18 protein-coding genes, 3 tRNA genes and 1 pseudogene are annotated in these 24,624 nt (G+C 73.2%); 11 read left to right on the forward strand and 11 right to left on the reverse strand.

Going from position 1 to position 24,624, the window contains the following annotated elements:
• The first annotated feature begins 4 nt into the window (after nt 1-4).
• Nucleotides 5-402: pseudogene (locus tag ACLIN4_RS17075) on the forward strand (winged helix-turn-helix transcriptional regulator).
• On the opposite strand, the gene ACLIN4_RS17080 reads toward ACLIN4_RS17075, so the two are convergent.
• Nucleotides 377-1,861, reverse strand: coding sequence for a peptidoglycan D,D-transpeptidase FtsI family protein (locus tag ACLIN4_RS17080; protein ID WP_100049257.1), 1,485 nt, complete (start codon nt 1,859-1,861; stop codon nt 377-379). The pseudogene ACLIN4_RS17075 and the gene ACLIN4_RS17080 sit on opposite strands and share 26 nt — an antisense overlap.
• A 264-nt stretch (nt 1,862-2,125) precedes the next feature.
• Here ACLIN4_RS17080 and ACLIN4_RS17085 point away from each other — a divergent pair, with 264 nt between their 5' ends.
• Nucleotides 2,126-3,427 carry a hypothetical protein gene (locus ACLIN4_RS17085; RefSeq protein WP_307652506.1) on the forward strand — a complete coding sequence of 434 codons (1,302 nt, stop codon included), beginning with the start codon at nt 2,126-2,128 and terminating at the stop codon, nt 3,425-3,427.
• Between the two features lie 128 nt (nt 3,428-3,555).
• Here ACLIN4_RS17085 and ACLIN4_RS17090 read toward each other — a convergent pair.
• Together ACLIN4_RS17090 and ACLIN4_RS17095 are read right to left on the reverse strand one after the other, a co-directional pair.
• Nucleotides 3,556-3,628 (reverse strand) — tRNA-Arg (locus ACLIN4_RS17090).
• 166 nt (nt 3,629-3,794) lie between these two features.
• A tRNA-Ser gene (locus tag ACLIN4_RS17095) sits at nt 3,795-3,885 on the reverse strand.
• A 178-nt stretch (nt 3,886-4,063) separates the two neighbouring features.
• Here ACLIN4_RS17095 and ACLIN4_RS17100 point away from each other — a divergent pair.
• Both ACLIN4_RS17100 and ACLIN4_RS17105 read left to right on the forward strand, forming a co-directional pair.
• Nucleotides 4,064-4,549, forward strand: a complete 486-nt coding sequence (locus tag ACLIN4_RS17100; RefSeq protein ID WP_307652505.1) for an SSI family serine proteinase inhibitor — start codon at nt 4,064-4,066, stop codon at nt 4,547-4,549.
• Between the two features lie 201 nt (nt 4,550-4,750).
• Nucleotides 4,751-9,346 (forward strand): PAS domain-containing protein, encoded by a 4,596-nt coding sequence (locus tag ACLIN4_RS17105; RefSeq protein WP_411575971.1) that lies wholly within the window; start codon nt 4,751-4,753, stop codon nt 9,344-9,346.
• 68 nt (nt 9,347-9,414) lie between these two features.
• On the opposite strand, the gene ACLIN4_RS17110 is transcribed toward ACLIN4_RS17105, so the two are convergent.
• The gene (locus ACLIN4_RS17110; protein ID WP_100049644.1) at nt 9,415-9,993 is read right to left on the reverse strand and encodes a TetR family transcriptional regulator; all 579 of its coding nucleotides are present in this window, start codon (nt 9,991-9,993) and stop codon (nt 9,415-9,417) included.
• 139 nt (nt 9,994-10,132) lie between these two features.
• On the opposite strand from ACLIN4_RS17110, the gene ACLIN4_RS17115 reads away from it, so the two are divergent.
• On the forward strand, nt 10,133-11,362 hold the full coding sequence (locus tag ACLIN4_RS17115) for an MFS transporter (protein ID WP_107480319.1): 1,230 nt from the start codon (nt 10,133-10,135) through the stop codon (nt 11,360-11,362).
• A gap of 70 nt (nt 11,363-11,432) precedes the next feature.
• On the opposite strand, the gene ACLIN4_RS17120 is transcribed toward ACLIN4_RS17115, so the two are convergent.
• The 3 genes from ACLIN4_RS17120 to ACLIN4_RS17130 all read right to left on the reverse strand — a co-directional run bounded on the left by ACLIN4_RS17120 (nt 11,433) and on the right by ACLIN4_RS17130 (nt 14,633).
• Nucleotides 11,433-13,109 (reverse strand): long-chain fatty acid--CoA ligase, encoded by a 1,677-nt coding sequence (locus ACLIN4_RS17120; RefSeq protein ID WP_411575972.1) that lies wholly within the window; start codon nt 13,107-13,109, stop codon nt 11,433-11,435.
• 202 nt (nt 13,110-13,311) lie between these two features.
• A complete protein-coding gene (locus ACLIN4_RS17125) occupies nt 13,312-13,908 on the reverse strand; it encodes a SigE family RNA polymerase sigma factor (protein WP_107480321.1) in 597 nt (198 codons plus the stop codon).
• A 398-nt stretch (nt 13,909-14,306) separates the two neighbouring features.
• A complete protein-coding gene (locus ACLIN4_RS17130) occupies nt 14,307-14,633 on the reverse strand; it encodes a hypothetical protein (protein WP_100049648.1) in 327 nt (108 codons plus the stop codon).
• A gap of 405 nt (nt 14,634-15,038) precedes the next feature.
• Here ACLIN4_RS17130 and ACLIN4_RS17135 point away from each other — a divergent pair, with 405 nt between their 5' ends.
• Nucleotides 15,039-15,911: a bifunctional DNA primase/polymerase gene (locus ACLIN4_RS17135; RefSeq protein WP_411575973.1), complete on the forward strand. Its 873-nt coding sequence runs from the start codon at nt 15,039-15,041 to the stop codon at nt 15,909-15,911.
• Between the two features lie 119 nt (nt 15,912-16,030).
• The gene (locus tag ACLIN4_RS17140; protein ID WP_411575974.1) at nt 16,031-16,489 is read left to right on the forward strand and encodes a hypothetical protein; all 459 of its coding nucleotides are present in this window, start codon (nt 16,031-16,033) and stop codon (nt 16,487-16,489) included.
• Here ACLIN4_RS17140 and ACLIN4_RS17145 read toward each other — a convergent pair.
• The 3 genes from ACLIN4_RS17145 to ACLIN4_RS17155 all read right to left on the reverse strand — a co-directional run bounded on the left by ACLIN4_RS17145 (nt 16,477) and on the right by ACLIN4_RS17155 (nt 18,492).
• Complete coding sequence (locus ACLIN4_RS17145; RefSeq protein ID WP_411575975.1) at nt 16,477-17,196, reverse strand: DUF4232 domain-containing protein; 720 nt, start codon at nt 17,194-17,196, stop codon at nt 16,477-16,479. The genes ACLIN4_RS17140 and ACLIN4_RS17145 overlap by 13 nt on opposite strands.
• 362 nt (nt 17,197-17,558) lie before the next feature.
• Nucleotides 17,559-17,978 (reverse strand): hypothetical protein, encoded by a 420-nt coding sequence (locus tag ACLIN4_RS17150; protein ID WP_411575976.1) that lies wholly within the window; start codon nt 17,976-17,978, stop codon nt 17,559-17,561.
• Nucleotides 17,979-18,407: 429 nt separating this feature from the next.
• A tRNA-Ser gene (locus ACLIN4_RS17155) sits at nt 18,408-18,492 on the reverse strand.
• Nucleotides 18,493-18,806: 314 nt separating this feature from the next.
• Here ACLIN4_RS17155 and ACLIN4_RS17160 point away from each other — a divergent pair.
• A complete protein-coding gene (locus ACLIN4_RS17160) occupies nt 18,807-19,274 on the forward strand; it encodes a DUF6174 domain-containing protein (protein ID WP_107476872.1) in 468 nt (155 codons plus the stop codon).
• A 155-nt stretch (nt 19,275-19,429) separates the two neighbouring features.
• On the opposite strand, the gene ACLIN4_RS17165 is transcribed toward ACLIN4_RS17160, so the two are convergent.
• On the reverse strand, nt 19,430-20,989 hold the full coding sequence (locus ACLIN4_RS17165; RefSeq protein ID WP_411575977.1) for a S1C family serine protease: 1,560 nt from the start codon (nt 20,987-20,989) through the stop codon (nt 19,430-19,432).
• A gap of 305 nt (nt 20,990-21,294) precedes the next feature.
• Here ACLIN4_RS17165 and ACLIN4_RS17170 point away from each other — a divergent pair, with 305 nt between their 5' ends.
• The 3 genes from ACLIN4_RS17170 (at nt 21,295) to ACLIN4_RS17180 (ending at nt 24,268) form a co-directional block, all read left to right on the forward strand.
• Nucleotides 21,295-22,122: a glycerophosphodiester phosphodiesterase gene (locus ACLIN4_RS17170; protein ID WP_289909022.1), complete on the forward strand. Its 828-nt coding sequence runs from the start codon at nt 21,295-21,297 to the stop codon at nt 22,120-22,122.
• Nucleotides 22,123-22,336: 214 nt separating this feature from the next.
• Nucleotides 22,337-22,888, forward strand: a complete 552-nt coding sequence (locus tag ACLIN4_RS17175) for an ATP-binding protein (protein WP_257003025.1) — start codon at nt 22,337-22,339, stop codon at nt 22,886-22,888.
• 390 nt (nt 22,889-23,278) lie between these two features.
• On the forward strand, nt 23,279-24,268 hold the full coding sequence (locus tag ACLIN4_RS17180; protein WP_411575978.1) for a DUF5926 family protein: 990 nt from the start codon (nt 23,279-23,281) through the stop codon (nt 24,266-24,268).
• Nucleotides 24,269-24,624 lie beyond the last annotated feature (356 nt).

The raw sequence follows: 24,624 nt of genomic DNA on the forward strand, positions 1-24,624 counted from the left end.
CGGTATGGGCATGATGGGAAGCGACGCGACGTGCCCGGAGCGCCTGGTCATGGAGCATGTCACCAGCCGCTGGGGCACCCTGGCCCTGATCGCCCTGCTGGACCGCCCCCACCGCTTCAGCGAACTGCGCCGGGAGATCGGCTCGGTCAGCGAGAAGATGCTGGCGCAGACCCTGCGGACCCTGGAACGGGACGGCCTGGTCCACCGGGACGCCAAGCCCGTGATCCGCCCCGCGTGGACTACTCCCTCACCGACCTCGGCCGGGAGGCCGCCGAACAGGTCCGTGCCCTCGCGCGGTGGACGGAGCGGCGGATGGCGGCGGTGGAGCGGGCCCGCGAGGCGTACGACGCCGGCCGGCCCGCCACCGCGCACCGCGTCACTGCTGGAGGACCGCCTTCATGACGTCGCGGGCGATGGGCGCGCCGAGCCGGCCACCGGAGATGTCCGCACGGGAGATGTCCATGTCGGTCGGGTCGATGAAGACGGCGACGGCGACGGAGGACCCGTCGTCCTTCTTGCCGTAGGAGACGAACCAGCCGTAGGGCACCTCGTCGTCCACGTCGACACCGCGCTGCGCGGTACCGGTCTTGCCGCCGACCGTGATGCCGTCGATCAGGGCGCGCTTGGCGCTGCCCTCCTTGGCGGTGAACTCCATCATCTGCTGGACCTTCTGCGCGGTCTCGGCGGAGACGGCCTCGCTCATCACCGCGGGCTCGGTCTTCTCCAGCGTGCCGAGGTCCGGTCCCTTGACCTCGTCGACGATGTAGGGCTGCATCAGCTTGCCGTCGTTGGCCAGGGCGGCGGTGACCATGGCCATCTGCATCGGCGTACTGGTCAGGCTGCCCTGGCCCATGCCGGTGAGCGCGGTGCCCGGCTTGTCGAGGTCCTCGGGGTAGAGGCTCTTGGTGGCGAGCAGGTCGCCGAAGTCGTCGGAGTAGACGTCCTCGTTGAAGCCGAACTTCTCGGCCGTCTCGCGCATCTTGTCCTGGCCCAGCTCGGCGGCGGCGTCCAGGAAGACGTTGTTGCAGGAGTGCTGCATCGCGACCTTCATCGAGGCCTTGTCGCAGACCGCGTCACCGGCCTCGCTGCCGATCTTGTTGGTCGACTGCGGCAGCTGGTACGGCGACTCGGCGTCCGTGCGCGCGTCGATGTCGGAGACCGCCCCGTGCTCCAGCGCGGCGGCCGCGGTGAGGATCTTGAAGGTGGAGCCGGGCGGGTAGGTCTCGCGCAGCGCGCGGTTGGCGAGCGGCTTGCCCTTCTCCTTGCCCAGCGCGACGAAGCGGTCCGACTCCTTGAAGGTGCCGCCCGAGAACGTCGACGGGTCGTAGGAGGGCGCGGAGACCAGCGCCAGCACCTTCCCCGTCCGGGGGTCGAGGGCGACCACGGCTCCCCGCGCGCCCTTCAGGTCGGTCAGCCCGTCCCAGGCGGCCTTCTGCGCCTTCGGGTCGATGGTGGTGACGACCGAGCCGGCCCGCCGTCCCTCGCCGCTGACGATGTCGGCGAACCGCTGGAACGCCAGCCGGTCGTCCTTGCCCGTCAGGATGCCGTCGTAGGTCTTCTCCAGCAGCGTCATGCCCTGGGCCTGTGACGCGTATCCCGTCACCGGCGCGTACATCGGCCCGTTGGCGTAGGTGCGCTTGTACTTGAGGTCGCCCTCGGTCTCGGTGGAGCCCGTGACGGCCCGGCCACCGACGATGATGTCGCCGCGCGGGGTGGAGAACTGCTCGATCTGCACCCGCCGGTTCTTGGTGTCGGAGGCGAGCTCCGGGGCCCGGACGTACTGCAGCCAGTTCGCGCGGATCAGCAGGCCGAGCACCAGCAGCCCGCAGAAGATCGCCACGGCCCTCAGCGGCTTGTTCACCGGATGCCTCCGTCGAGGCTCGGCCGGGTGGCGGTCGGCCTGTCGGATATGGAGACGCGTCGTCGCAACATGGGCACACCCTAGACACAGTCACGGGGCGCCTTCACCGTGCGGTGGGGCCTTGGGACGCGTCTGCGACAGACCTGTGCCCCGGTATCGTCCGGCGCGGCAGCGCCTGTTGATCATAAACTCATCACATATTCAGGCCGCCCCGCACACTGTCGGCGGCCGGCCCCACGTTCTCCGCCCAGGAAAGGGCCGTCTGTGAAGTTCCGTCGTTCCCTGTCCGTGGCCGCCGCCGTCGCGGTGGCCACTCCCGTCGCACTGTTCACCGCCGCTCCGGTGTTCGCCGCCGGGACGCCCACGGCCCAGACCCAGAACCAGCCGACGTACGCGGAGTTGGAGAAGGCCGCGGCGGACGCGAACAAGGAGTACGAGGACGCCCTCGCCGCCGAGAAGGAGGGGAGGAAGACGGTCGAGGCCACCCTGGCGGCGCTGGACTCCGACACCCACCCGCTCAAGGCGGCCACGATCACCGCGGACAAGGCGGCCAAGGACGCGGCCGACGCCGAGGCAGCCGCCGAGAAGGCCGTCGAGGACGCCGAGGCCGCGGTAGAGGCGGCCGTCACGGACGCCGAGAAGACCGAGGCGCAGCAGGCCCTCGAGGCCGCCGAAGCCGATCTGGCGGAGGCGACCGGGGCCAGGCAGGAGGCCGACGCCACCGCCGAGGCGGCCCGGACCGCGCTGGACGACGCCAGGGTGGCGGCGGTGCGCGAGTACGGGAAGCTCAAAACGGCCCTCGACAAGGCGCTCGAGACCGAGGAAGCCGCCGAGGAGGCGCTCGGCGCCGCGAAGGAATGCGTCCGCGAGGACGGACTGACCGCGCTCGCGGTGGGGTTGCCGTCCAAGGTCGTCGCCGGGACCACCGTCGACTTCACCCTGCGCGTGACCAACGGGTCCGGGCGCACGCTGAGCGTGGACCCCCTTGCCTTCGTGCACGTGGACGGCGAGCCCGGGGGTGCGAAGGGCTCGCTGGAGGTGAAGTGGTCCAACGGCTCCGGCTGGAACGCCCTGGACGGCGACGGGCCCGAGCACATAGCCCACATCGACACCATGAAGCCCGGCGAGCACAGCGACGTGAAGCTGCGGATGAAGGTCGCCTCCGGCGCCGGGGCCGCCGACGCCTTCGCCCTGTTCGCCGCCGACGCCTCCGACGCGTACAAGCCGTGCGTCCTGGGCCCGATGAACCGCTACGACTTCGAACTCCTGCCCGCGGACAGCGACCCCGGCACGGTGGACGAGGCCGATCCCGGCAAGCCCGGCGAGGACGACGACAAGCGACCGGACACCGCGGACAAGGGCACGGGCACCTCGCCCCAGGGCGGCACCTCGAAGCAGACGGTGCGGACGGTGCGGACGTCGGCCACCGACACCGGCGGCACCCTCGCCCGGACCGGCACGTCCCCCGCGCTGGCGCCGCTCGGCATCGCGAGCGCCGCGGCCGTGGCACTCGGCGCCGGCACGGTCCTGCTCATGCGCCGCCGCAAGGCCGCGGACAACGCCTGACGCCGAACCGCCCGGACCGAGCCACCCCACGTGCGCCCGGTCCGGGCGGACCCGTCACGCCTCGCGGAAGACGACAACGACACGACAACGACAGAGGCCCCGGATTTCTCCGGGGCCTCTGTCTCATGTGCACTCGGCAGGATTCGAACCTGCAACCTTCTGATCCGTAGTCAGATGCTCTATCCGTTAAGCTACGAGTGCTTGTCTTTTGTTCTACCGCCGCTCCCGTTCCTTCCGGCCCGCTCGCGGCGACAGGAAGAACATTACATGACTGCCGCCGTCATGTGAAATCCATTGGCCACACCCCTTGTGACCTGCGAAAACACCGAAGCCCCGGCCTAGTGGGCCGGGGCTTCGGTGATCGGTGCGGAGGCGGAGGGATTTGAACCCTCGATGGGGGGTAAACCCCAAACCGCATTAGCAGTGCGGCGCCATAGACCGGACTAGGCGACGCCTCCAGACAACATCACCGACTCGCGTGCGAGCGCGAGCGGTGCGTGCCGATGATGACACAGTTGAGCGCGCTGTCACCAATCGACCCCTACGGTACTAGGCGGGCGGGCCGCAGGGCAAAGGCTTACGGCGTGGTCCGCGCCGGTCGCGCAACGTCCGGCGGGCCGGCGCGTTAGTCAGGTCATGTTGCAGGTCACCCGACTCCCCGCCGCGCGCCTCCTCGGCGCCGCCGCCCTGTCCGTCGCGAGCCTCGCCCTGTCCGCCGCGCACCCGGCCGCGGCCGCCGGCCCGCACCTCCCCACCGCGGCCGCCGCCCCGGGCGCACCGGCCGCGGACCACCTGACCATCACCGTCCGGGACGCCGGCGCGGGCGCCGACGGGACGTACGAGCTGTCCTGCGGCCCCGCCGGCGGCACCCACCCCGACCCGGAGGGGGCGTGCGCCGTCGTCGAGCGCGACACGCGCTGGGGGCAGGACGCCTTCGCGCCGGTCCCCGAGGGCAGCCTCTGCACCATGCAGTACGGCGGCCCGGCCACCGCCCACGTCACGGGCACCTGGGCCGGCCGACCGGTCGACGTGACGTACGACCGCCGCGACGGCTGCGAGATCTCCCGCTGGGACCGCATGGTGCCGCTGCTGCCCGAGGTGGGGGCGCCGGGACGGCAGTAGGCGGCCCCCGGGACGGTCCGGGAGGGCGGCGCACGGGGACCTCGGTCACACGTTCTACGTCAGTCCCCCGTGCGACCTCCGTCCCGTCCCGCGCCGCCCGCCGGGCCCCAACCCTTAGACTCGCTCGCGTGACACGCTGCGGGCCGATTGGCAAGATGGCCCAGGCGGTCGGCAAGTGCGGTAACAGGAGGGAAGCGTCTCGTGAGCAGCAGGCCATCCCGAGGCGCTGCTCGCCTCGCAGCCATACTGGACGCGCTGCCCGACGCGTTGGTCCTGGTCAACGCCAACGGCACCGTCGTCAACGCCAACACCATCGCCCTGGAGGCGTTCGAGACCCCGGGCACGGCGCTCGTCGGGCGCGGGCTGCTCGACCTGCTGCCCGAGTTCGACTCCCGGCTCATCCCCGGGTCGATGCGACGCCCGGACCACATCGACCCGCGGGCGCGCACCAAGCCCACGCGCATGGTCGCCCGGCGCACCGACGGCTCCGAATTCCCGGTCGAGGTCACCAGCGCCAACCTGGAGACCGGCCAGCAGGCCTACGACAACTACGGCTACACCGGCGACGAACTGCTGATGCTCGTCGTCCGCGACCTCTCCGGCACCGTCGACACCGAGGCCGAACTGGCCCGTTCGCAGCGGCAGACCGAGATGATCCTGCGGGCCGCCGCGGAGGGTGTCGTCGGCACCGACACCGAGGGGCGGATCGTCCTCGTCAATCCGGCCGCCGCCCAGATACTGGGTTACCGCGCCAGCGACCTCGGCGGACGCGAGCTGCACACCCTCGTCCTGCACTCGCGGGCCGACGGCTCCCCCTTCCCGTACGACGAGTCCCCGCTCGCCGACACCCTGCGCTCCGGACGCAAGCACCGGGTGCGCGGGCAGGTGCTGTTCTCCAAGAGCGGCGACCAGGTGCCGGTCGACCTGACGACCGCTCCCGTGCGCGACGGCGACCAGCTGGTCGGCGCCGTGATGACCTTCACCGACCGGCGCCCGTACGACGCGCTGGTCAAGGAGCACGAGGAGGCGGAGCGGCGGCACGCCGAGGAGCTGGAGCGGCTCGCCGAGGAGCACGCCGCCGAGCTGACCGCCCTGCGCCAGGAGCACGTGACCGAGCTGGAGGAGCTGCGGGAGAAGCACGCGGAGGAGGTGGCCGCCGACGCGGACCGCTACGCCGCGCTCGGTGAACGGGAGAAGGACCGCTACGAGGCGCTCGCCGCCCGGCACGAACAGCTGCTCACCCTCCTCGGCGACTCCCTGCGCGGCCCCCTGGACGAACTGCGCCAGGAGCTGGCCGCCCTGGCCGCGGACGACGCCGGGCAGTTGTGGCCCGAGGCCAACCAGGTGCTGCACCACCTCTCGGCCGGTTACTCGCGCATCACCACCCTCATCGACAACGTCCTCGGCTACCAGCGCCTCGACGTCGGCAACGAGGACGTCACCCGTACGAAGGTGATGCTGGACGCCGTCGTCGCCTCCGGTGTCGACGGGGCCGTGGAGCTGATCGGGCCGGGGCGGGTGCAGTTCGCGGTGCACGCGCCGCCCATCGAGGCCGAGGTCGACCACCGGCTGCTCGCGATCGCCCTCGCGCACCTCGTCGCGGACGTGGCGGGCGTCGACGCCACCGGCAACTCGCCCGTGTCGGCGACCGGCGGCTACCTCGACAACACCGTCGTGGTCGCGGCGGCGCAGCGCGGCGAGGTCGTACGCATCGAGGTGCGCGGGCCGTACGCCGGGGGAGACCCGGTGCACGAGCCGATCGTGCGCGGGATCGTGCGGGCGCACGGTGGTGTGCTCCAGACGCACGAAGTGCCGGGGATGAGCGGCAGCGCGTACGTGCTGGAGGTGCCGATCGGGGGCGGGGCGGGGGCCGTCACGGGCCGGGCTCCGGCACCGGAGTCGGCTCAGGCGTTGGTTCCGGCGTCGGCGCAGGGCGCTGGGGACGCGGGTGCCGCGGGTGCGGGTGCGACTGGCGCACCGGCCGGTGCGGAAGCGGCCGTCGGCGGCGGGCGGCGGCGTGCCCGGCGGGCGTCCGTCGACGCGTTCCTGGAGAGCGAGGTCGCGGGCACGGCGGGCGAGGACGCAGTCGGGGCCGGTGCCGAGAGCACCTCGGCCGCACCGACGGGACGGCGCAGGCGGCGTGCCGCGCAGGACCGGGAACAGGGGGCGGCGGCTCCCCGGTCGCCCGAGGCGCCGGCCGCAGCGGAGCAGACCGTTCAGGAGCAGGGCGTCCAGGCGTCCGCACCTCTTCCGGTTCCCGCACAGGCGGCTCCGGGCGAGGGGTCCGGCGGCACCGGCCGTCGGCGCGGTCGCCCGGCGGAGGACGTGGGTGCCGGCGTCGAAGTCGCACACCAGGCGGTGCCGCCCGCCGGTGTGTCCGAGGGCGCCGTCGTCATGGCCGGCGAACACGGCGGCGCTGCCGCGGCCTCCAACACCGGTCTGGGCGGGACCGTACCGCCGCAGGGCGTTCCCGCGCCGACCGGCCGGCGTGCCCGGCGGGACGGTCCCGCACAGCAGGCGCTGCCCCCGGCCCTGCCCGCCCAGGCCGGCGAGGCGGACCCGGTCGGCGAGGACCGGCCGACGGGACGCAGGCGCCGCGCCCTGGCCTCCGCGAACGAGCGCGCCGCCGCGCAGGAGGCGGCACCGCGTCAGGTGTTCGCCCTGCCGCCCGCCGACGCGGACCGGCCGTCCGACGCCCCGGCGCAGCCGGAGGGCGCGGCGGAGCCGGAGGAGTCCGCCGGTGGGACGACGGCCGCGGCCGTGGCGTCCCCGGCGCCTCAGGGCCCGGGACAGGGTCAGGGACACGGACAGGGCCAGGGACACGGACTGGTACCCGGACAGCTGCCCGGACCGGCCGTTCCCGGTGACGCCCTCGTCGACGACGGCCGGCACGACGCCGTACCGCACGACCAGGCCGCCGACCACACCCCGCCGCAGCCGCACCCGGCCGAGGCGCCCACGGGACGACGGCGCCGGGCCGGGAGCGCCCAGCAGGCCGAAGCGGCCTCGCCGGGGCCGGCGCAGGGTGGTCCGGCCCCGTCGGCACCCGTACACGGAGCGCCCGTTCCTCCGCAGAGCACCGCCGGCCGTCAGGTGTCCGCCGCGAACGCGCCGGGGGCGGCACCCACACCGGCCGCCGCCCACCCCGGGGTGCCGCGCCCCGCCGCCACGACCGCCGACGGCGCCCAGGCCGCAACCGGTCAGCCCCACCCCGGGCAGCCCGCCCCCGGTCAGCCCCACCCCGGGCAGCCCGCGCCGCAGCCCTGGCCCGCGGCCGCCACTGACGTACCGGGCGCCGGTGCGAACGCGACCGCGGCGACCCCGGACACCCCCGCGCCGCCCACCGCCGCGCCGGGCACGGACACCCCCGCGCCACCCCACGGCGTCACCGGCCCCGCGCCGACGCCCGCGCCGGGGACCCCCGCCTCGCCCCCGGCCCAGACACCCCCGCAGGGCATCCCCGCGACCACGCCCAGCCGGGGCACGCCGCTGCCGCCCGAGAACGCTCCCGCCCCGCGCGCTGCGCAGCCGCTGCCCGCCGAGGCGTCCGCCCCCGCCGACCCGAACTCGACCCAGGGGCGGGCGATCAGCGTGCGGACGCTGGGCCAGGGCGTGCCGTTCAATCGGCAGGCGGCCCAGGTGCAGCAGCCGACGGCCACCCCGCTCCCGCAGCAGCCGGGCGGTTCGGGCCGGCGCCGCAAGCTGGGCACGCCGCCCGACCCGGCCACCGCGCGCGCGGACCAGTCGGCCCGCCCCCACCCGCCGGCCGATCAGCCCGCCACCGCCGCGCAGCCGCCGAACCGACCGCAGCCCCAGCCCCAGCCCCAACCGCAGGCTCAGAACCACACCCAGGGCACGGGCCAGCCCCAGCCCCAGTCCCAGGAGCAGCAGCCGTCCCTGACCGGTGGTCAGCCACGGCGGATGCCGGGGACGGAGGGCGTCGGACGGTCGTACGCCATAGGCGCCCCGGACCGTAACGCCGCCGAGGGACCCGAACCGCTGGACGGTCCCGGCGGCGCCGTGGAGGTCGCCGACCCGCCGCGTCCGCAGCCGATGGACGACGAGCTGCCGCCGGAGCCGTTGGACAACCCGCGCCGGCTGCTGGTGTGGCCCGCACCGGACGTGTCCACGCAGCAGGCGCTCAGCGACCGGGGCTACCGGCCGGTGATCGTGAACTCGCGCGAGGAGGTCGACGCCCAGATCGCGGCGTTCCCCGCCGCGCTGTTCGTGGACCCGCTGACCGGCCCCATCACCCGCACGGCGCTCCAGTCGCTGCGCCAGGCGGCGGTGGCGGCCGAGGTGCCGGTGCTGGTCACGGCCGGGCTCGGACAGGCCTCGCGGGACGCGGCCTACGGCGCCGATCCCGCCGTGCTGCTGAAGGCGCTCGCGCCGCGCGACAGCGAACAGCACCCGCCGCGCGTCCTGTTGATCGAGGAGCACGCGGAGATCGCGCTGGCGCTGACCTCGACGCTGGAGCGGCGCGGGATGCAGGTGGCGCGGGCGGCGAGCGACGCCGACGCGGTGACGCTGGCCGGGCAGTTCCGGCCCAACCTGGTCGTGATGGACCTGATGCAGATCGAACGGCGCCAGGAGGGGCACGCCGGGATCATCGACTGGCTGCGCGCGAACGGGCAGCTCAACCGCACCCCGCTCGTCGTCTACACCGCCGCCGTCGACCAGGCGGACCTGCCGCGGCTGGCCTCGGGCGAGACGGTGCTGTTCCTGGCGGAGCGCTCCACCAGCGGCGAGGTGCAGTCCCGGATCGTCGAGCTGCTCTCGCGGATCGGGACCAACTGAGGCGCGGTGCCGGGCGGGCCGGGGGCCGTGCGGGTGCCGGGCGGGCCGAGGGCCGTGCGGGTGCCGCCCTACCCGTCGACGATCAGGCGGGCCGCCTTCTTGATCGAGGCACGCAGGCGGTCGGCGTCGGTGTCCTCGCCGCCTACCAGGATGCGTTTCATCTGGGGCATCACCGACGCCCAGTTGGCCATCGCGACCAGCAGGAACAGGAGATCGGGCGCCGGGATCGCGTCGGTGACCGCACCGCGCTCCTGCCCGTCCCGTACGGCGGCGACCTTGCGGGCGTAGTGGGCCTGGCGCTCGGCCTCGTGGGGCAGCTCGGCGGAGCCGTACTCCATGCCCTCCCAGAAGAGGAGGCGCAGCAGCTCGGGGTGGGCGGCGTGGTAGTCCAGCAGACGGTCGACCCAGCCCTCGATGTCGTCCGGGTCGACGGGGACGGAGACCGCGAGGTCGAGCATCTTCTTCTCGAGCACGGACGCGAACAGCTCGGCCTTGTTGCCGTAGTAGGCGTAGATCAGCTGCTTGTTGGCCTTGGCCTCGGCCGCGATGCGGTCGATGCGCGCGCCGGCGATGCCGTGGCGGGCGAACTCGGCGACCGCCGCCTCGAAGATCCGGGCTTTGGTGGCCTCGGGGTCCCTTGCTGCCATGGGGACAGGGTAGCGGGACCACGCCGGTAACCAACTGTTTGGTTGACAGCAGGCGGGAATGCCGAGCAGACTCCCCGGGTTGCTTCCAACCAACCAGTTAGTTGCTACTTCGCGCGCACTCGAAGGAGTCGCTCCGCTCATGTCGTCGTCACCGCCAGCGGCCACCCGGACCACACCGCGGAGCGTGCTCCGCGCAGCGCCCGAGGGACCGTCCGCCCGCGCCTCCCGTCTCTTCCTCCCCCTGATCGCCGTCTGCACCGCGGTCACGGCCGCCAACATCTACCTCGCGGCACCGCTGCTCCCCCTCATCGCCCACGACTTCGGCTCCACTCCCTCGGCGGTGGCCTGGCTCGCCTCCGTCGCGCAGCTGGGGTACGCCGCCGGGCTGCTGTTCTTCGCCCCGCTCGGGGACAGCGTGAACCGGCGCCGCCTGGTCGCCGTACTGGCCCTGGTCGCGGCGGCCGCACTGGTCGCCGGCGCCGTGTCGGCCGGGACCGGCTCTCTCGCGGCGACCGTCCTGGTCGCCTCGGCGGCCACCGTCGTGCCGCAGCTCCTGGTCCCCCTGGTCGCCGAGCGCGCCCCCGCGGACCGGCGGGCCCGTCATGTCGCGGCCGTCGTCGCGGGCCTGTTCACCGGCGTCGTCGCGGCCCGGGTGCTGGGCGGGCTGGCCGGCCAGGCCTTCGGCTGGCGCTCGGTGTTCGTGGGCGCGGCCGTCCTGACCGCCGTACTGGGACTGGCCACCGCGTACATCCTGCCCGTGGAGCGGCGTTCTCGGCAGGGCCCGCTGTTCGCGGGACTGGCCGCGCTGCCCGGAGTGGTGCGGCACTCGCCGGACCTGTGGCGCGCGTGCGTGCGCCAGGCGGGGATGTACGGCGCGTGGAGCGCCCTGTGGACCTCTTTGGCGCTGCTCCTGGCCGGGGACGACGGGTACGGCATGACCACCGCAGCGGCCGGACTGTTCGGCCTCTTCGGGCTCGCCGCGAGTGTCGTCGCGCCGCTCGCGGGCGGCCTGGTCGACCGGTTCGGGGCCGCCAAGGTCGTGCGGTCCGCGTATCTGGTCGCCGCGGTGTCGGTGCCGCTGTTCTGGCTGGGCGGGCAGGTGATGGCGGCCCTGTGCGCGGCGGCGGTCCTGGTGCACGCCGCGCTGGTCGCCTCCCACGTCGCCAACCAGACCCTCGCCCTGACCACCACCTCCGCCCCGGCCACCGCCAACACGGCGTACGTCGTGTCCGGCTTCGCGGGCGGTGCGCTCGCCTCCGCCCTCGCCGGGCCCGCATACGGCCACTCGGGCTGGAGCGGGGTCTGCGCGGTGGCGGGGGCGTGGCTGGTGCTGGGGTGGGCGGCGACGGCCGTACGGCGGAAGCGGTGACGGACGCGGTGAGAGCCGGTGCCGGGCGGGAGAGCGAGGCTCCCGCCCGGTGTGCGGGCGTCCGCGGTGGTCAGAGCCGGGTGACGTCCAGCCCGCCGTCGGCGTACTGCCTGCGCAGCACCTTCTTGTCGAACTTGCCGACGCTCGTCTTCGGGACCGCCTCGATCACCGTCCAGCGCTCCGGGAGCTGCCACTTGGCGATCTTGCCGTCCTCGGCGAGGAAGGCCCGGAGTTCCTCGAATCCGGCGCTCGCGCCCTCCTTGAGGACGACGGTGGCCAGGGGCCGCTCGCCCCACTTGTCGTCCGGGACGGCGACCACGGCGGCCTCGGCGACGTCGGGGTGGGCCATCAGGGCGTTCTCCAGCTCCACGGAGGAGATCCACTCGCCGCCGGACTTGATGACGTCCTTGGCGCGGTCGGTGAGGGTGAGGAAGCCGTCGGGGGAGATGGTGCCGACGTCGCCGGTCTTCAGCCAGCCGTCCTCGCTGAACTTGTCGTCGGGACGCAGCGGGTCGGCGCCGGGGCCGTTGTAGTACGCGCCGGCGATCCAGTTGCCGCGCACCTCCAGCTCACCGGCGGACTCCCCGTCCCAGGGCAGGCGCTCGCCGCCAGGACCGGTGAGGCGGGCCTCGACACCGGCCGGGAAGCGGCCCTGGGTGAGGCGGTAGGCGAACTCCTGGTCCGTGCCGATCGCGTGGGCCGGCGGCCGGGCGACGGTGCCGAGCGGGGAGGTCTCCGTCATGCCCCAGGCGTGGCAGACCCGCATGCCGAGCGCGTCGAACGCCTCCATCAGGGAGGGCGGGCAGGCGGAGCCGCCGATGGTGACCTGGGTGAGGGAGGAGACGTCCCTGGGCCTGGCGGTCAGCTCGGCGAGCAGGCCCTGCCAGATGGTGGGGACGGCGGCGGCGTGCGTCGGCCGCTCGCCCTCGATCATCTCGGCGAGCGGGGCGGGCTGGAGGAAGCGGTCCGGCATCAGCATGTTGACGCCGGTCATGAAGGTGGCGTGCGGCAGTCCCCAGGCGTTGACGTGGAACTGCGGGACCACGACCAGCGAGGTGTCCTCGTCGGTCAGGCCCATCGACTGGGCCATGTTGACCTGCATGGAGTGCAGGTAGATGGAGCGGTGGCTGTAGACCACGCCCTTGGGGTCGCCGGTGGTGCCGGAGGTGTAGCACATGGCGGCGGCGGCCCGTTCGTCCAGCTCCGGCCAGTCGTACGCCGTCGGCTTTGCGGCGATCAGGTCCTCGTACTCGTGCACCCGGACGGAGGCCCCGTCCAGCAGGGAGCGGTCGCCCGGGCCGGTGACGACGACGTGCTCGACCGTCTTCAGGTGCGGGAGCAGCGGGGCGAGCAGGGGGAGCAGGGAGCCGTTGGCGATCACCACGCGGTCGGCCGCGTGGTTCACGATCCAGGCCAGCTGCTCGGGCGGGAGGCGGAGATTGAGGGTGTGCAGGACCGCGCCCATCGAGGGGATCGCGAAATACGCCTCGACGTGCTCCGCGTTGTTCCAGGCCAGGGTCGCGACCCGTTCGTCGCCCTGGACCTCGAGGTCCTCGCGCAGGGCGTGCGCCAGCTGGGCGGCGCGGGCGCCGATCTCGGCGAAGGAGCGGCGGTGCGGCTCGCCCTCACCGGTCCAGGTGGTCACCTGCGAGCTGCCGTGGATCGTCGACCCGTGGGTCAGGATCCTCGAGATCAGCAGCGGTACGTCCTGCATCGTGCTCAGCACGGTGTCCTCCCGGGGCGACATTGCCTACGCGGCGGCAAGGGTTGCGCTGATTCTGCGCACATACCGCGCGGTATGTCACTACTCCAGGCTGATCGATCAGTGCGGGACGGCTCCGCGGTGTCCCGACGGGAGCCTATGGGGCGGTCCGCACACCGGCTCGGAACCGGGCGGACCCCGGCGCGGGACCGGGCGAACCCTGAAGCCGGACCGGGCGAACCCCGGCTCACGACCGGACGAACCCCAGCTCGGGGTCCTCGCGCAGCTTGCCGAGCGCCCGGGACACCGCCGACTTCACCGTGCCCACGGAAACGCCGAGCACGTCGGCCGTCTGGGCCTCGCTGAGATCCTCGTAGTACCTGAGGACGACCATCGCGCGCTGCCGGGCGGGCAGCTTCATGATCGCCCGCCACATCGCGTCGTGCAGCGCCTGGCGCTCGGCCGGGTCGTCGCCGGCCGGCACGGGCTCCGGCTCGGGCAGCTCGTCGCAGGCGAACTCGTCGACCTTGCGCTTGCGCCACTGCGACGTCCGGGTGTTCACCAGCGCCCGGCGCACATAGCCGTCGAGGGCGCGGTGGTCCTCGATGCGCTCCCAGGCCACGTAGGTCTTGGTGAGGGCGGTCTGCAGCAGGTCCTCGGCGTCGCTCGGGTTCGCGGTGAGCGACCGGGCGGTACGCAGCAGCACCGGCTGGCGGGCCTTCACGTACGACGAGAACGACGGGTACGGGAAGGTCTGCGTCCGTGCTGTGGCCCTGGCCGGGACCTTGCCCGGGGCCACGGCGGTGGCGGCGTTCGAAGCGCTGGTGCAGACGGGTGCGGTCATGGCTCAACGCTATGAGCGAGGGGGTGCCCGGCGGATCGGCCGCAGGTCCCGAAGCCGCGTCCGCCTCAGGTTGTAGGGGTGGTGCCGGCTGCACCTCCTGTAGGTGGACGAGGGGAGGAGGGAAACTGCGGGTTCACCCCTGGGGGCCGCCGGGCCGCGGGCGCCCGGCGCGGGGCCCCACCGCCTCCGAGGCGGGACCCGCCTCCGAGCCGGGACCCGCCTCCCCGACGGGACCCGCCTCCCCGACGGATCCGGCCGCCGTACGCGAAAACGCCTGGGCGGCGGTACCGGAGTGACCGGTTCACCGCCGCCCAGACGCCTTGCGACCCCATCAAGCACACCCGCACGGATACTGAGGGGCCGGGCGCGGGAGCGCACCCGCGCCCCGGCCCCTCAGCTCACCACCACAGCGGGGAGAAGCTGACGGCCACGTTCTCGTTGCCCTGGTTGATCGCGGTGAACGCGGAGCCGTCGACCTGCGCGGTGTTGCTCTGGTTCGAGGCCCCCGAGCCGACCGCCTGCTGCTGCGTGGTGGACGAGTTGCCGTTGTTGTCGTCGCCGACGCCGCTGCCGAGGATGCCGGCGTAGGCCTCCGAGGCGGTCGCGTTCGATCCGTCGTCCGCGAAGGCTCCGTTGTCCGCCGTCGCGATGCCGCCGAAGAGAGCGGCGGCGAGCGGAAGGGCGGCGACGGCGGCGACGACGCGAGCGGTACGGATGCTTGCCATGTTGTTTCCTCCAGAACAAGTGCGCACCGGCTTGCAGCCGAAGGCGCGAGAAGTACGTGAAGCTGCCTGAACCTGCGTGAAGTTGCGTGAAGCTGTTCTGAACTCTGGCTTTTGCCGAGGCAGTTGGCCTACCACCTCGACGCTGTGCACGACGTCGCGTGATCAGAATTGCCCAGCGAACCCCGGCGAACCACCTCGGAAGGCCTGATTCGCCCTCAAGCGTGATGACAAGTCGATAAACCCGTTTGCTTCCCTTCCGCCCCAGCTCAGGGCAGTGCGGACACCTCCACCCCAAGCACCGCAAGAGGTGAAGCGTTCCGGCACTTTTTCGACCCGCCACCCCTCCCCGGCGTGTCGCGCGCAACCGCCCTTCCCTTTTTCGAACGTACGTACGAACATAGAGCCATGGCCACCACCGACCGGCAGGCCACGACGCTGGCCCTCGCACACGCCCTGTCAGCCGCCGAACGCGGCCTGGCCGTCATCCCCCTGTCCCGGACGAAGCTCCCGGCCCTCCGCTCCCCCCACCGCGACGACCCGGCCCCGGCCCCCTGCCACGGCGAGTGCGGCCGCCCCGGCCACGGGGTCTACGACGCCTCCACCGACCCGGCCCGCATCCGCGAGCTGTTCGCCGCCGCCCCCTGGGCCACCGGCTACGGCATCGCCTGCGGCCTGCCCCCGCACCACCTCATCGGCGTGGACCTGGACACGAAGTCGGAGACGGACTCCTCGGCCGCCCTGCGCGAACTGGCCCTGCGCCACCTGTTCACGATCCCGCCCACGGTCGTCGTCCTCACCCCGAGCGGAGGCCGCCACCTGTGGCTGAGCGGCCCGCCCGACGTCGTCGTCCCCAACTCGGCCGGCCGCCTCGCCCCCGGCATCGACATCCGGGGCGCCGGCGGCTACCTGGTCGGCCCGGGCTCCCGCACCCGCCACGGCGCGTACGCCGCGGCGCCCGGCACGGCCCACCTCGCCCCCGCGGCCTGCCCGCCCTCGCTGCTGCGCCTATTGCTCCCGCCGCCCCGCCCGCACCGGCCCGCTGCCGCCCACGCCACGACCGACGCGCACGGCCGGGGACTCGTCCAGTTCGTCCTCGCCGCCCACGAGGGCCAGCGCAACACCCGCCTGTTCTGGGCGGCCTGCCGCGCCTACGAGGACGGCATCGGGGCCGCACTGGTGGACGCCTTGGTCGAGGCGGCCCTCGACACCGGCCTGACCGAACGCGAGGCCCGCGCCACGATCGCGTCCGCGGCCCGCATGACGGGCCACCACCCCTGACCGCCGCCCGCGCCCCCGGCCTCGCGCCACCCAGCCTCGCGCCACCCCACCGGCCGCCCCACCGGCCGCCCCACCGGCCCCCATCGGCCCCACCCGGCACGGAAAACCGAAAGCCCCTCATGCACGACCGCCCTAGAGTGCCGACCATGTCGCTGACCCGGGTCGTCCTGTCCTCCGGCCGCAGCGTCGACCTGGCCGAACTGCGCCTGACGTCGACGTACGGCGGCCTACTGGAGGGCTACCCGTGCCGGCCCATCAACGAGATGCGCATCAAGGCTCTCCTGCACACCGCCGAGCGGATGTCCCCCACGACCCCGGTGCACCTGGTGCCGCCGCGGCGCGAGTACCCCGACCAGTACGCGGGCGCCTTCGGCCCGGTGGAACTGCTGCCGCGGGTGGGCTGCGTCGGGCTCTTCTCCTCCACGGCACTCGACCCGGCCAACGACCCGGTGCTCCACCGCTCCGGACTGACCGTCATCTGGTTCCAGCCGACCCCGCAGGTGCCGAGCGCCCACGACGCGGACCCGGCCCTGCGCGACGTCGACTGGGCGGCCCTGGCCCAGGACTACGAACTCTGAGGCCGGACCGACCCGGTCGCGGCCTCATCCGTCTCCTTCTTCCAGGGGTCGACCCCGAGTTCGCCGGTGGTACCGAGGTCGAGGTTCGGCGCGATGACCACGGGGTCGGCACCGGACTCGGCCCGGACCCTGACGTACGGCACGGTCACCGCCGCCCCGAGCTGGGCCGTGTTGCGCCACGCCAGAGTCGCCCCGGCGGACTCGCCCGGCCGCAGCGTCACCGGCCGGGGCGGCCCGCTCCCCTCACCCGCCATGGGCATACCGCCGACACCACGCAGGATCTCGATCCCGTCGACGGGCTCCAGCTCGTCATCGAGCAGTTGGAGCACCGGATATCCCTCCAGGGAGTACGGGCGACTGCCGCAGTTCTCCAGGTGCAGCCCCACCACCCGCAGTCCCATGGCCGCGTCACCGTCGTCGGCGGTGAGCCGCAGCCCGGACGGCGGACAGGAACCGGCGGACGCCGGCGCCTCGTCGGAGGGCACCCGCTTCACGTCGATGATCCGCACGTGCTCGGGCCCCAGAGGCTCACCGCCGCCCCCGTACCCGACAGCCTCCAGAGTGCGCCGCACGGTCCGTCCCGCCCCCACGGACGCCACCGTCTCCTCGTGGGTCGACATCGCCCGTCCCCGGTCGTCCACCAGGGAGAAGGTGATGGTGTACGTGAAGGGCTCGGCGTCCTGATTGGTCACGGAGTAGGCGAGCACGCACGAGGAACCCGGTGAACCCGGTGAACCCGAACCTGAACGGGAACCGGCCCCTGCGACCATCCCGACGACCCGCACCCCGTCCCGCGCCTGCCCCTGCCCCTGCTCTCGACCCTCCACCTGCCCCTGCGCACGCCCCTCACCGGCGCTCGCCCCGTAGGCGTCGGACGCCCCGCACGAAGCCGTCGGCTCACCGGCTCCCCCGGCTTCCGACCCGGCGGTCCGGGTGCCACAGGCACCGAGCAGAAGACTGGCGAGGAGAGCACCGGAGACCGCGAGCGGCATGCGGAGCTGGGGGATACGCATCGCCCCACCCCACCAGCCGGATCCCGTTCCGGCCGTGGCGGAAGCCACACCTCCGGTCACACCCCTGTCACAGCGCGCCCTCCTGGCCTCACGAGTACGACCAGGGCCGCCACCACGGCGCTCCCCGCGAAGCCGCCCACCATGACCAACGCGGCACCGACCCCGTAGAGCCCGCTCGCGTCGTCCGACCAGTCGTAGAAGGCGGAAACCGTCAGACCGACGGTCACGCCGAGCACAACGCCCACGACATGGCGCCGGGCCACCATCCAGCACACCGGCACCAGGAGGCTCAGTACGAGCCCGATCACCTGCCACGCCTCGTAAGGCCCGGTCGTCGTACCGTCGGCGTGCACGTCACGCTTCTGGTCCCACCCCAGCCAGGCGGCCCACAACGCCGACGTCAGGCCGGCCGCGAGCAGCCCCGACACCAGCTGGTGGACGGTCTTCGCCTGCCGCTGTTCCGTTCCCCGTTCCATGCGCCAAGCGTCCCGACGCACCGCACGGCCGACCAGAGCGCACATACTCACGCCGCCCGAGTACGCGTACCTCCACCGCAGACGGGCAGCCGTCCCACCCTCGCCCGGCAACGCACCCCTGCGCCCGCCCCGACGCGGCCGACGGGCCGACTAACCGGCGACGAGATCGACCAGTTCCTCCACCCAGTACCGCACCTGGTGCCACCGGCGGCAGAACCGCTTCGGGCGCCTCCATCGGCGCTCGCCCAGTGGTCGATTGCACTGCCGGCACCTCTTCGTACGCGTCCGCCGTTCCCCCATGACCACGACCCTAGCGCCATGCCGGACACGCCGTCCCGGCCTCCTCCGGCATGTGCGCCAGGTACGCGAAAGGGGTGCCGCTCCGGAGAGCCGCACCCCTTCTGACCTGCATGGTCTCTGACCTGCCGGCGGTGGGTGTGGGATTTGAACCCACGGTGACTCGCGCCACGACGGTTTTCAAGACCGTTCCCTTAGGCCGCTCGGGCAACCCACCTCGGCCCCGTCCCACGGGGCGGAGCGGCTACAGACTACCGGCCCATTCGGCTGGGCGGGGGCCGTGGGCCGTACGGGGTCCACTGGCTCTGTGCCCAGGTCAGCGATCAAGCGCCGGTGTTCGCCGTCATTGCCGTCAGATGCCGCCGCATCTGACGGCCCCGGACGAGTCGGCCTGGATCCGTCGTGCCCCGGGCCGACGCGGCGGCGGCTTCCGGGCCGTCCTCCGGCTCGACAGGTGAGTCGGCGATCCTCCGAACGTTCCGCTGCCCCGCGACGTCACAGGTGCAGTCGTACTCGAAGGGGACCAACACCATGACCACCGTGACCCGCCACGCCACCCTCGCGCTTGCCTCCGCCGTGCTGCTCACGGGACTGCTGTCGGCATGCGGTGACGGCCGGCCGGACGGCAAGGCCGAGGGGCAAGGGCTGACGATGGAGGAGTGGACCGAGCCCGCGTCCTACTCGTACACCCTCGAATCCGGGGGCGGCGAGGCGCCGGTCGGCCCCATCCGGATCACCGTCGAGGACCACAAGGTGATCGAGGCCCACGGCCTCGACGACACCGGCCGCCGCATCCACCGTGAACTCCCCGACGAGATACCCACCCTCGCCGACCTCCTCGACGAACTGCGCCGGGCCCGCGCCGAGAACGCCCACATCGCCGAAGCCGACTACGCCTCCGACGGCCGCCCCGAGCGGATCTCCCTCGACTGGGACGAGAAGACGATCCACGACGAGGTCGGCTACATCGTCAGCAACTACGTGCCCGTAGCCGGCTAGCCAGGACCTGCCCGGCGGATCTCGCCGCGGCTGCGGGGCTCGGTGGGAGACCGGCCGCACGGACGTTGCCTCGGGCCGCTCGGGCGACCCACCCCGCGCCGCTCGCGATCGGCGGCACGGGGACCAGGGTGGCGGATCGGTGCGCGGGGGTGCGCTCAGTCGTCGCCGAGCTTGGAACCCAGGGTCAGTTCGGTGGTGTGTTCCTTGCCGCCGCGTTCGTAGGTGACCGTGACCTCGTCGCCGGGCTTGTGGGTCCAGATCTCGCCGATGAGGGTCGGGCCGCTGTCGATCACGCGGTCGTCGAGCTTGGTGATGACGTCACCGGGCTTGAGGCCGGCGTCGGCGGCGGGGCCGCCCGGTTCGACGGGCTCGGAGCCGTTCACGCCCTGCTCGGTGAGCTTGGCGCCGCTCGTGGTCTCCTCCAGGGAGACGGAGGCGCCGATCTTGGCGTACACCGGCTTCCCGGTCTTGATCAGCTGCTTGGCGACGAACTCGGCCTGGTTGATGGGGATGGCGAAGCCCAGGCCGATCGAGCCGGCCTGACCGGTGCCGAAGCCGCCGTTGCTCGTGGACTGGATGGCGGAGTTGATGCCGATGACGTTGCCCTGCGCGTCGAGCAGCGGGCCGCCGGAGTTGCCCGGGTTGATCGACGCGTCGGTCTGGAGGGCGCTCATGTAGGAGGCCTTGCTGCTGCCGCTGCCGTCGCTGGAGGCCACGGGGCGGTTCTTGGCGCTGATGATGCCGGTGGTCACCGTGTTGGACAGGCCGAAGGGCGCGCCGATGGCGATCGTGGAGTCGCCGACCGCCACCTTGTCCGAGTTGCCGAGGGGGAGCGGCTTGAGGTCCGAGGGGGCGTTCTCCAGCTTGATGACCGCCACGTCGTAGCCCTGGGCGTGACCGACCACGCGGGCTTCGTACTTCCTGCCGTTCGGGAAGGTCGCGCTGAGTTTGCCTCCGTCGACCGCCTCGGCCACCACGTGGTTGTTGGTGACGATGTGGCCCTGCTTGTCGAAGACGAACCCGGTGCCGGTGCCGCCCTCGCCGTTGCTGCCCTCGGCCTGGATGGTGACCGTGCTGGGCAGCGCCTCGGCGGCAACGCCCGCGACGGTGCCCGCGTCGCGCTTGACGGAGCCTCCGGTGTCGGAGGCGGAGACCGTGGTAGAGCCGGTCTCGTCGTTGTTCTTGGCAAGGGTGTAGCCGAGGCCGCCGCCCAGGCCGCCCGCCACCAGCGCGGCGATCAGAAGTCCGGTGACCAGGCCGCCGCGGCCCCGGCCCGGCTTCGGCGCGGGTGGCTGGTAGGACGCGCCCCAGCCGCCACCGCCGTGGCCGCCACCGCCATAGGGGTCACCGCCATTGCCGCCACCGCCGTAGGCGTCACCGCCTCCGCCGCCGTACGACGGGGTGCCCGGCGGCGGGGGCGGCGGCCAGGAGGCGTCCGGGGCGCTGTGCGCCGCGCCGGATCCCTGGGGTGCCGCCGGGTCATAGGGAGCGGGAGCAGGGGACCGGTGAGGCGAGCCGGGTGCCTGGGCGCCGGGTGCCGCGGCGGGCGCGTGGCCGTCCTGTGGCTGCGGTGCCGTGGGCGCGGGGGACGGCGACGGCGGCTGGTCGTCCGGGTGCGGCGCGGCCGGCTGGGGGGAGGATGCGGGAGAGTCCACCGGCACTGGAGGCGCGGACGGGGCCGGGGGTACCGCGGTGCCCTCGTTCTCGGTGCTCACAGCTTCTCTCCTCGTTCCACGGCTGTCTTCGGGTCCACGGGTGCTTCCCGGTCCACGGGCTGTCTGGTCACATCGGCCGGTCTCGGCCACGCTCACGCGGTGCTCCGCGGTCCGGCGCGGCGCGGATGCGCAGTGTTTTCGTATGCCATCAGCTTTTCCCACGGGCCGTCAGAGCACCATAAGCGGTTGCTGTGGGTCCACGGACAGTCCTTACATGGGGCATCCAAGACTAAACAGACGTATCGACGATGGTCATCGACGACTCCGGTGGCACGTCTACCCGCACTCGGTGGCACCATGACGCGGTGACCCACGCACGACAGCACCGGATCCAGGTCGTCGCCCACCGTGGCGCCTCCGAGGACGCTCCCGAGCACACCCTGGCCGCGTACCGGAAGGCGATCGAGGACGGGGCGGACGCCCTCGAGTGCGATGTGCGCCTGACCGCGGACGGCCATCTGGTCTGCGTGCACGACTGGCGCGTCAACCGTACGTCCAACGGACGCGGTGCCGTGTCGGCGCTGGAGCTCGCCGACCTGGCCGCCCTGGACTTCGGCGCCCGCAGGACCCGGGAGTTCTGGCGGACGCGCGACGAGCAGCCCGACTGGGAGCACCGGCCCGAGGACCGGGAGGAGACCTCCGTACTGACCCTGGAGCGGCTGCTCCAACTGGTGTCCGACGCGGGGCGGCGGGTGGAGCTGGCCATCGAGACCAAGCACCCCACGCGCTGGGCGGGCCAGGTGGAGGAGCGGCTGCTGGTGCTCCTGAAGCGGTTCGGACTCGACGCCCCCGCCTCGGCCGCCGAGTCCCCGGTGCGCGTGATGAGCTTCTCGGCCCGCTCGCTGCACCGGGTGCGGGCCGCGTCGCCGACCCTGCCGACGGTCTACCTGATGCAGTTCGTCTCGCCCCGGCTGCGCGACGGCCGACTGCCCGCCGGTGTCCGGATCGCGGGCCCCTCGATCCGGATCGTGCGCAATCACCCCGCCTACGTCGAGCGCCTGAAGCGGGCCGGCCACCAGGTGCACGTGTGGACCGTGAACGAGGCCGAGGACGTCGACCTCTGCGCCGACCTGGGAGTCGACGCCATCATCACCAACCGGCCGCGAGCGGTGCTGGACCACCTCGGCCGCTGATTCGTCCGGAGACCTTGACCCGGCAGGCTCATTGCCCCATTCTCCGGACTCGGCCACACCGACGAAATCCAGCCACACGGTTACGGGGAGTGCACCGGCGCGTTCGGTACGTGTTCGACCGTGTCGAATGCGTCACTGGACGGCGACGGGCCGGTTTCCGGTTCAGGCCAGAAGGGCATCCACACCGTGGCGTGGGGCGAAGGAGGTCTCGGGGGTGGCGTTGGTGGTGGCACAGGAGGTGCCCACGTCGTCGAGCATGGCCGTTCCCCATGGCCCTGCGGGCGTGGGGAAGGCACGGCGCCGGATGCGCGAGCAGTTGCGCGGCGGCGGTGTGGCGGAATCGGTCATCGACGACGCCGTACTGGTCCTTTCGGAGCTTTTGAGCAACGCGTGCAAGCACGGTCGCCCGCTGGGCGACGCGCTGGCCGGGGACGGTGACGTCCGCGCCGCGTGGCGGGTGGACGCGGCCGGGCGGCTCGTCGTGGAGGTCACGGACGGCGGCGGGCCGACCCGCCCGGCGCCGGCGACCCCCTCGGTCACCGCGCACGGCGGCCGCGGGCTGAACATCATCACCGCGCTCGCCGACGACTGGGGCGTGCGGGACGACGCCCGCGGAGAGGTCACGGTCTGGGTCATCGTCCACGACGACGTGCACGACCCGGACGCCGGGCACCGCCGGGACGACTTCGCCACGCGGATCACGGCACCGGCGGTGTCGGAGATCCCCGGGCTGGACTTCGCGGACGCCTTCGACGACGTGGGGTGACTCGGCGGTCCCGCTGGTTGCGTGGTGCGGGGCGTCCCCCGACGGTCCCGTTCGGGTCCGTGGCGCGGGTAGTGCGTGGCGCTGGCCGACCGACGGTCCGCGTCGTGCGTGGCGCTGGCCGACCGACGGTCCGCGTCGTGCGTGGCGCTGTGCGTCCCGCCGACCCGCGTGCCGGGTGGCGACGGTCTCGGTCGACGCGCGTGCCGGGTGAATCCCCGCCGACCCGGCCCCAGTTGCCGTCCGGCGGGAAGACGTCCACCGGCGACCCGTCGTCCACAGCCGGTCCGTTGTCCACGGACGGCCCGTTGTCCACAGGGTCCCGTCGGCCGGAGTGGGAACGGCTAGGCTCGCGCCCGTACGAGATTGAGCCGCAACCGGGAGACACCCACGATGGCCAAGAAGCGACCCCAGACGAAGGCCAAGCGGCCGCAGCTCACCGATGGTGCCCGCGCCGCAGGCACTGACGGGAACGTCCCGGTGGTCGGCGCCCGCGAACCCTGCCCGTGCGGCAGTGGCCGCCGCTACAAGGCCTGTCACGGCCGTGCCGCCGCACAAGCCACGACCACACTGGTGCAGCGCCCGTTCGAGGGGCTGCCCGGCGAGTGCGACTGGGTGGCCCTGCGCGAGCTGGTGCCGGCAGCCACGGCCGAGCTCACGCTGAAGGACGGCCTGCCCGAAGGCGTCCCGTCCGTCACACTGGCCACGGTGCTGCCGATGGCCTGGCCCGCCCTGCGCCGCGACGACGGCTCCGTCCTGCTCGGCCTGCAGAACGACACCGCTTCCGGTGACCTCAGCCGCGACCTCGCCGACACCCTCCAGCGGGCGCTGACCGCCCAGCCGGGCACCCCGGTTCAGGGCCGCCGCGCGCCGGCCGACGGGCCCCGGCTGCAGGACCTGCTCGCTCCCGAGGGCGCGTTCCGGCCGGAGGTGCACGCGGGCTTCGAGTTCTGGGTCCCGGACCCGGAGAACGCCGCTCCGGAGGTGACGGCGTCCCTGGAGCGGGCCAACGCCGCGGCGATCCCGACCGTCCGACTCCAGGGCGTGGACTCCACCTACTGGTGCGAGACGCCGGAGAAGAACCACCTGCGCTGGGTCATGCCGCACGAGGAGGAGCGGCTTCTGGACGCTCTGGCCCGGCTGCACGCGGCGGGCCGGTCGTCGCTCGGTGAGGGCACCCGCCTCGTCGGCTCCTTCCGGGCGCACGGGCTCACCGTGCCGGTGTGGGACCTGCCCAGCGAGATCACCGCGCAGGAGATCGAGAAGCCCGCGGCCGAGTTCGCCGAGCGTCTCGCCGAGGCCCTGGCGACGGACGCCCCGCTCACCCCCGACGAGCGTCGGGCGCGCGGCGGCCTGACCAACCGGCAGGTCACCCTCAGCTGATCAACGCGGAAGCCGGCGCCGGCTGACCGACCGGTCAGCCGGGCCCCTGATCGCGCAGCCGCGTGACTCCGGTCACAACTCCCGGCTCGAACAGGCCAGTCGGTGACCGGAAAACAAGAGATCGAATTTGCTAACCGCCGATCTCTTGTTACCGTTCGAGTAGCCCGGTTGCTGGTGCATCCCCCGTCGCCAGCAACCGGGTCTTTCCATGCGCCCGGCCGCACACGCACCGCGACCGCCCGCCAACTCCCCGTTCGCGGCGCCGAGTTGCCCCGCCTGCCGCCACCGCCACCGACGGCCCCGCTGCTCGCGCCGCTCCCCTCGCCACCGGCACCGCCAACGCCACCGCGCTCGCC

It is taken from the genome of Streptomyces mutabilis (assembly GCF_046628145.1).
Lineage (GTDB): Bacteria > Actinomycetota > Actinomycetes > Streptomycetales > Streptomycetaceae > Streptomyces > Streptomyces mutabilis.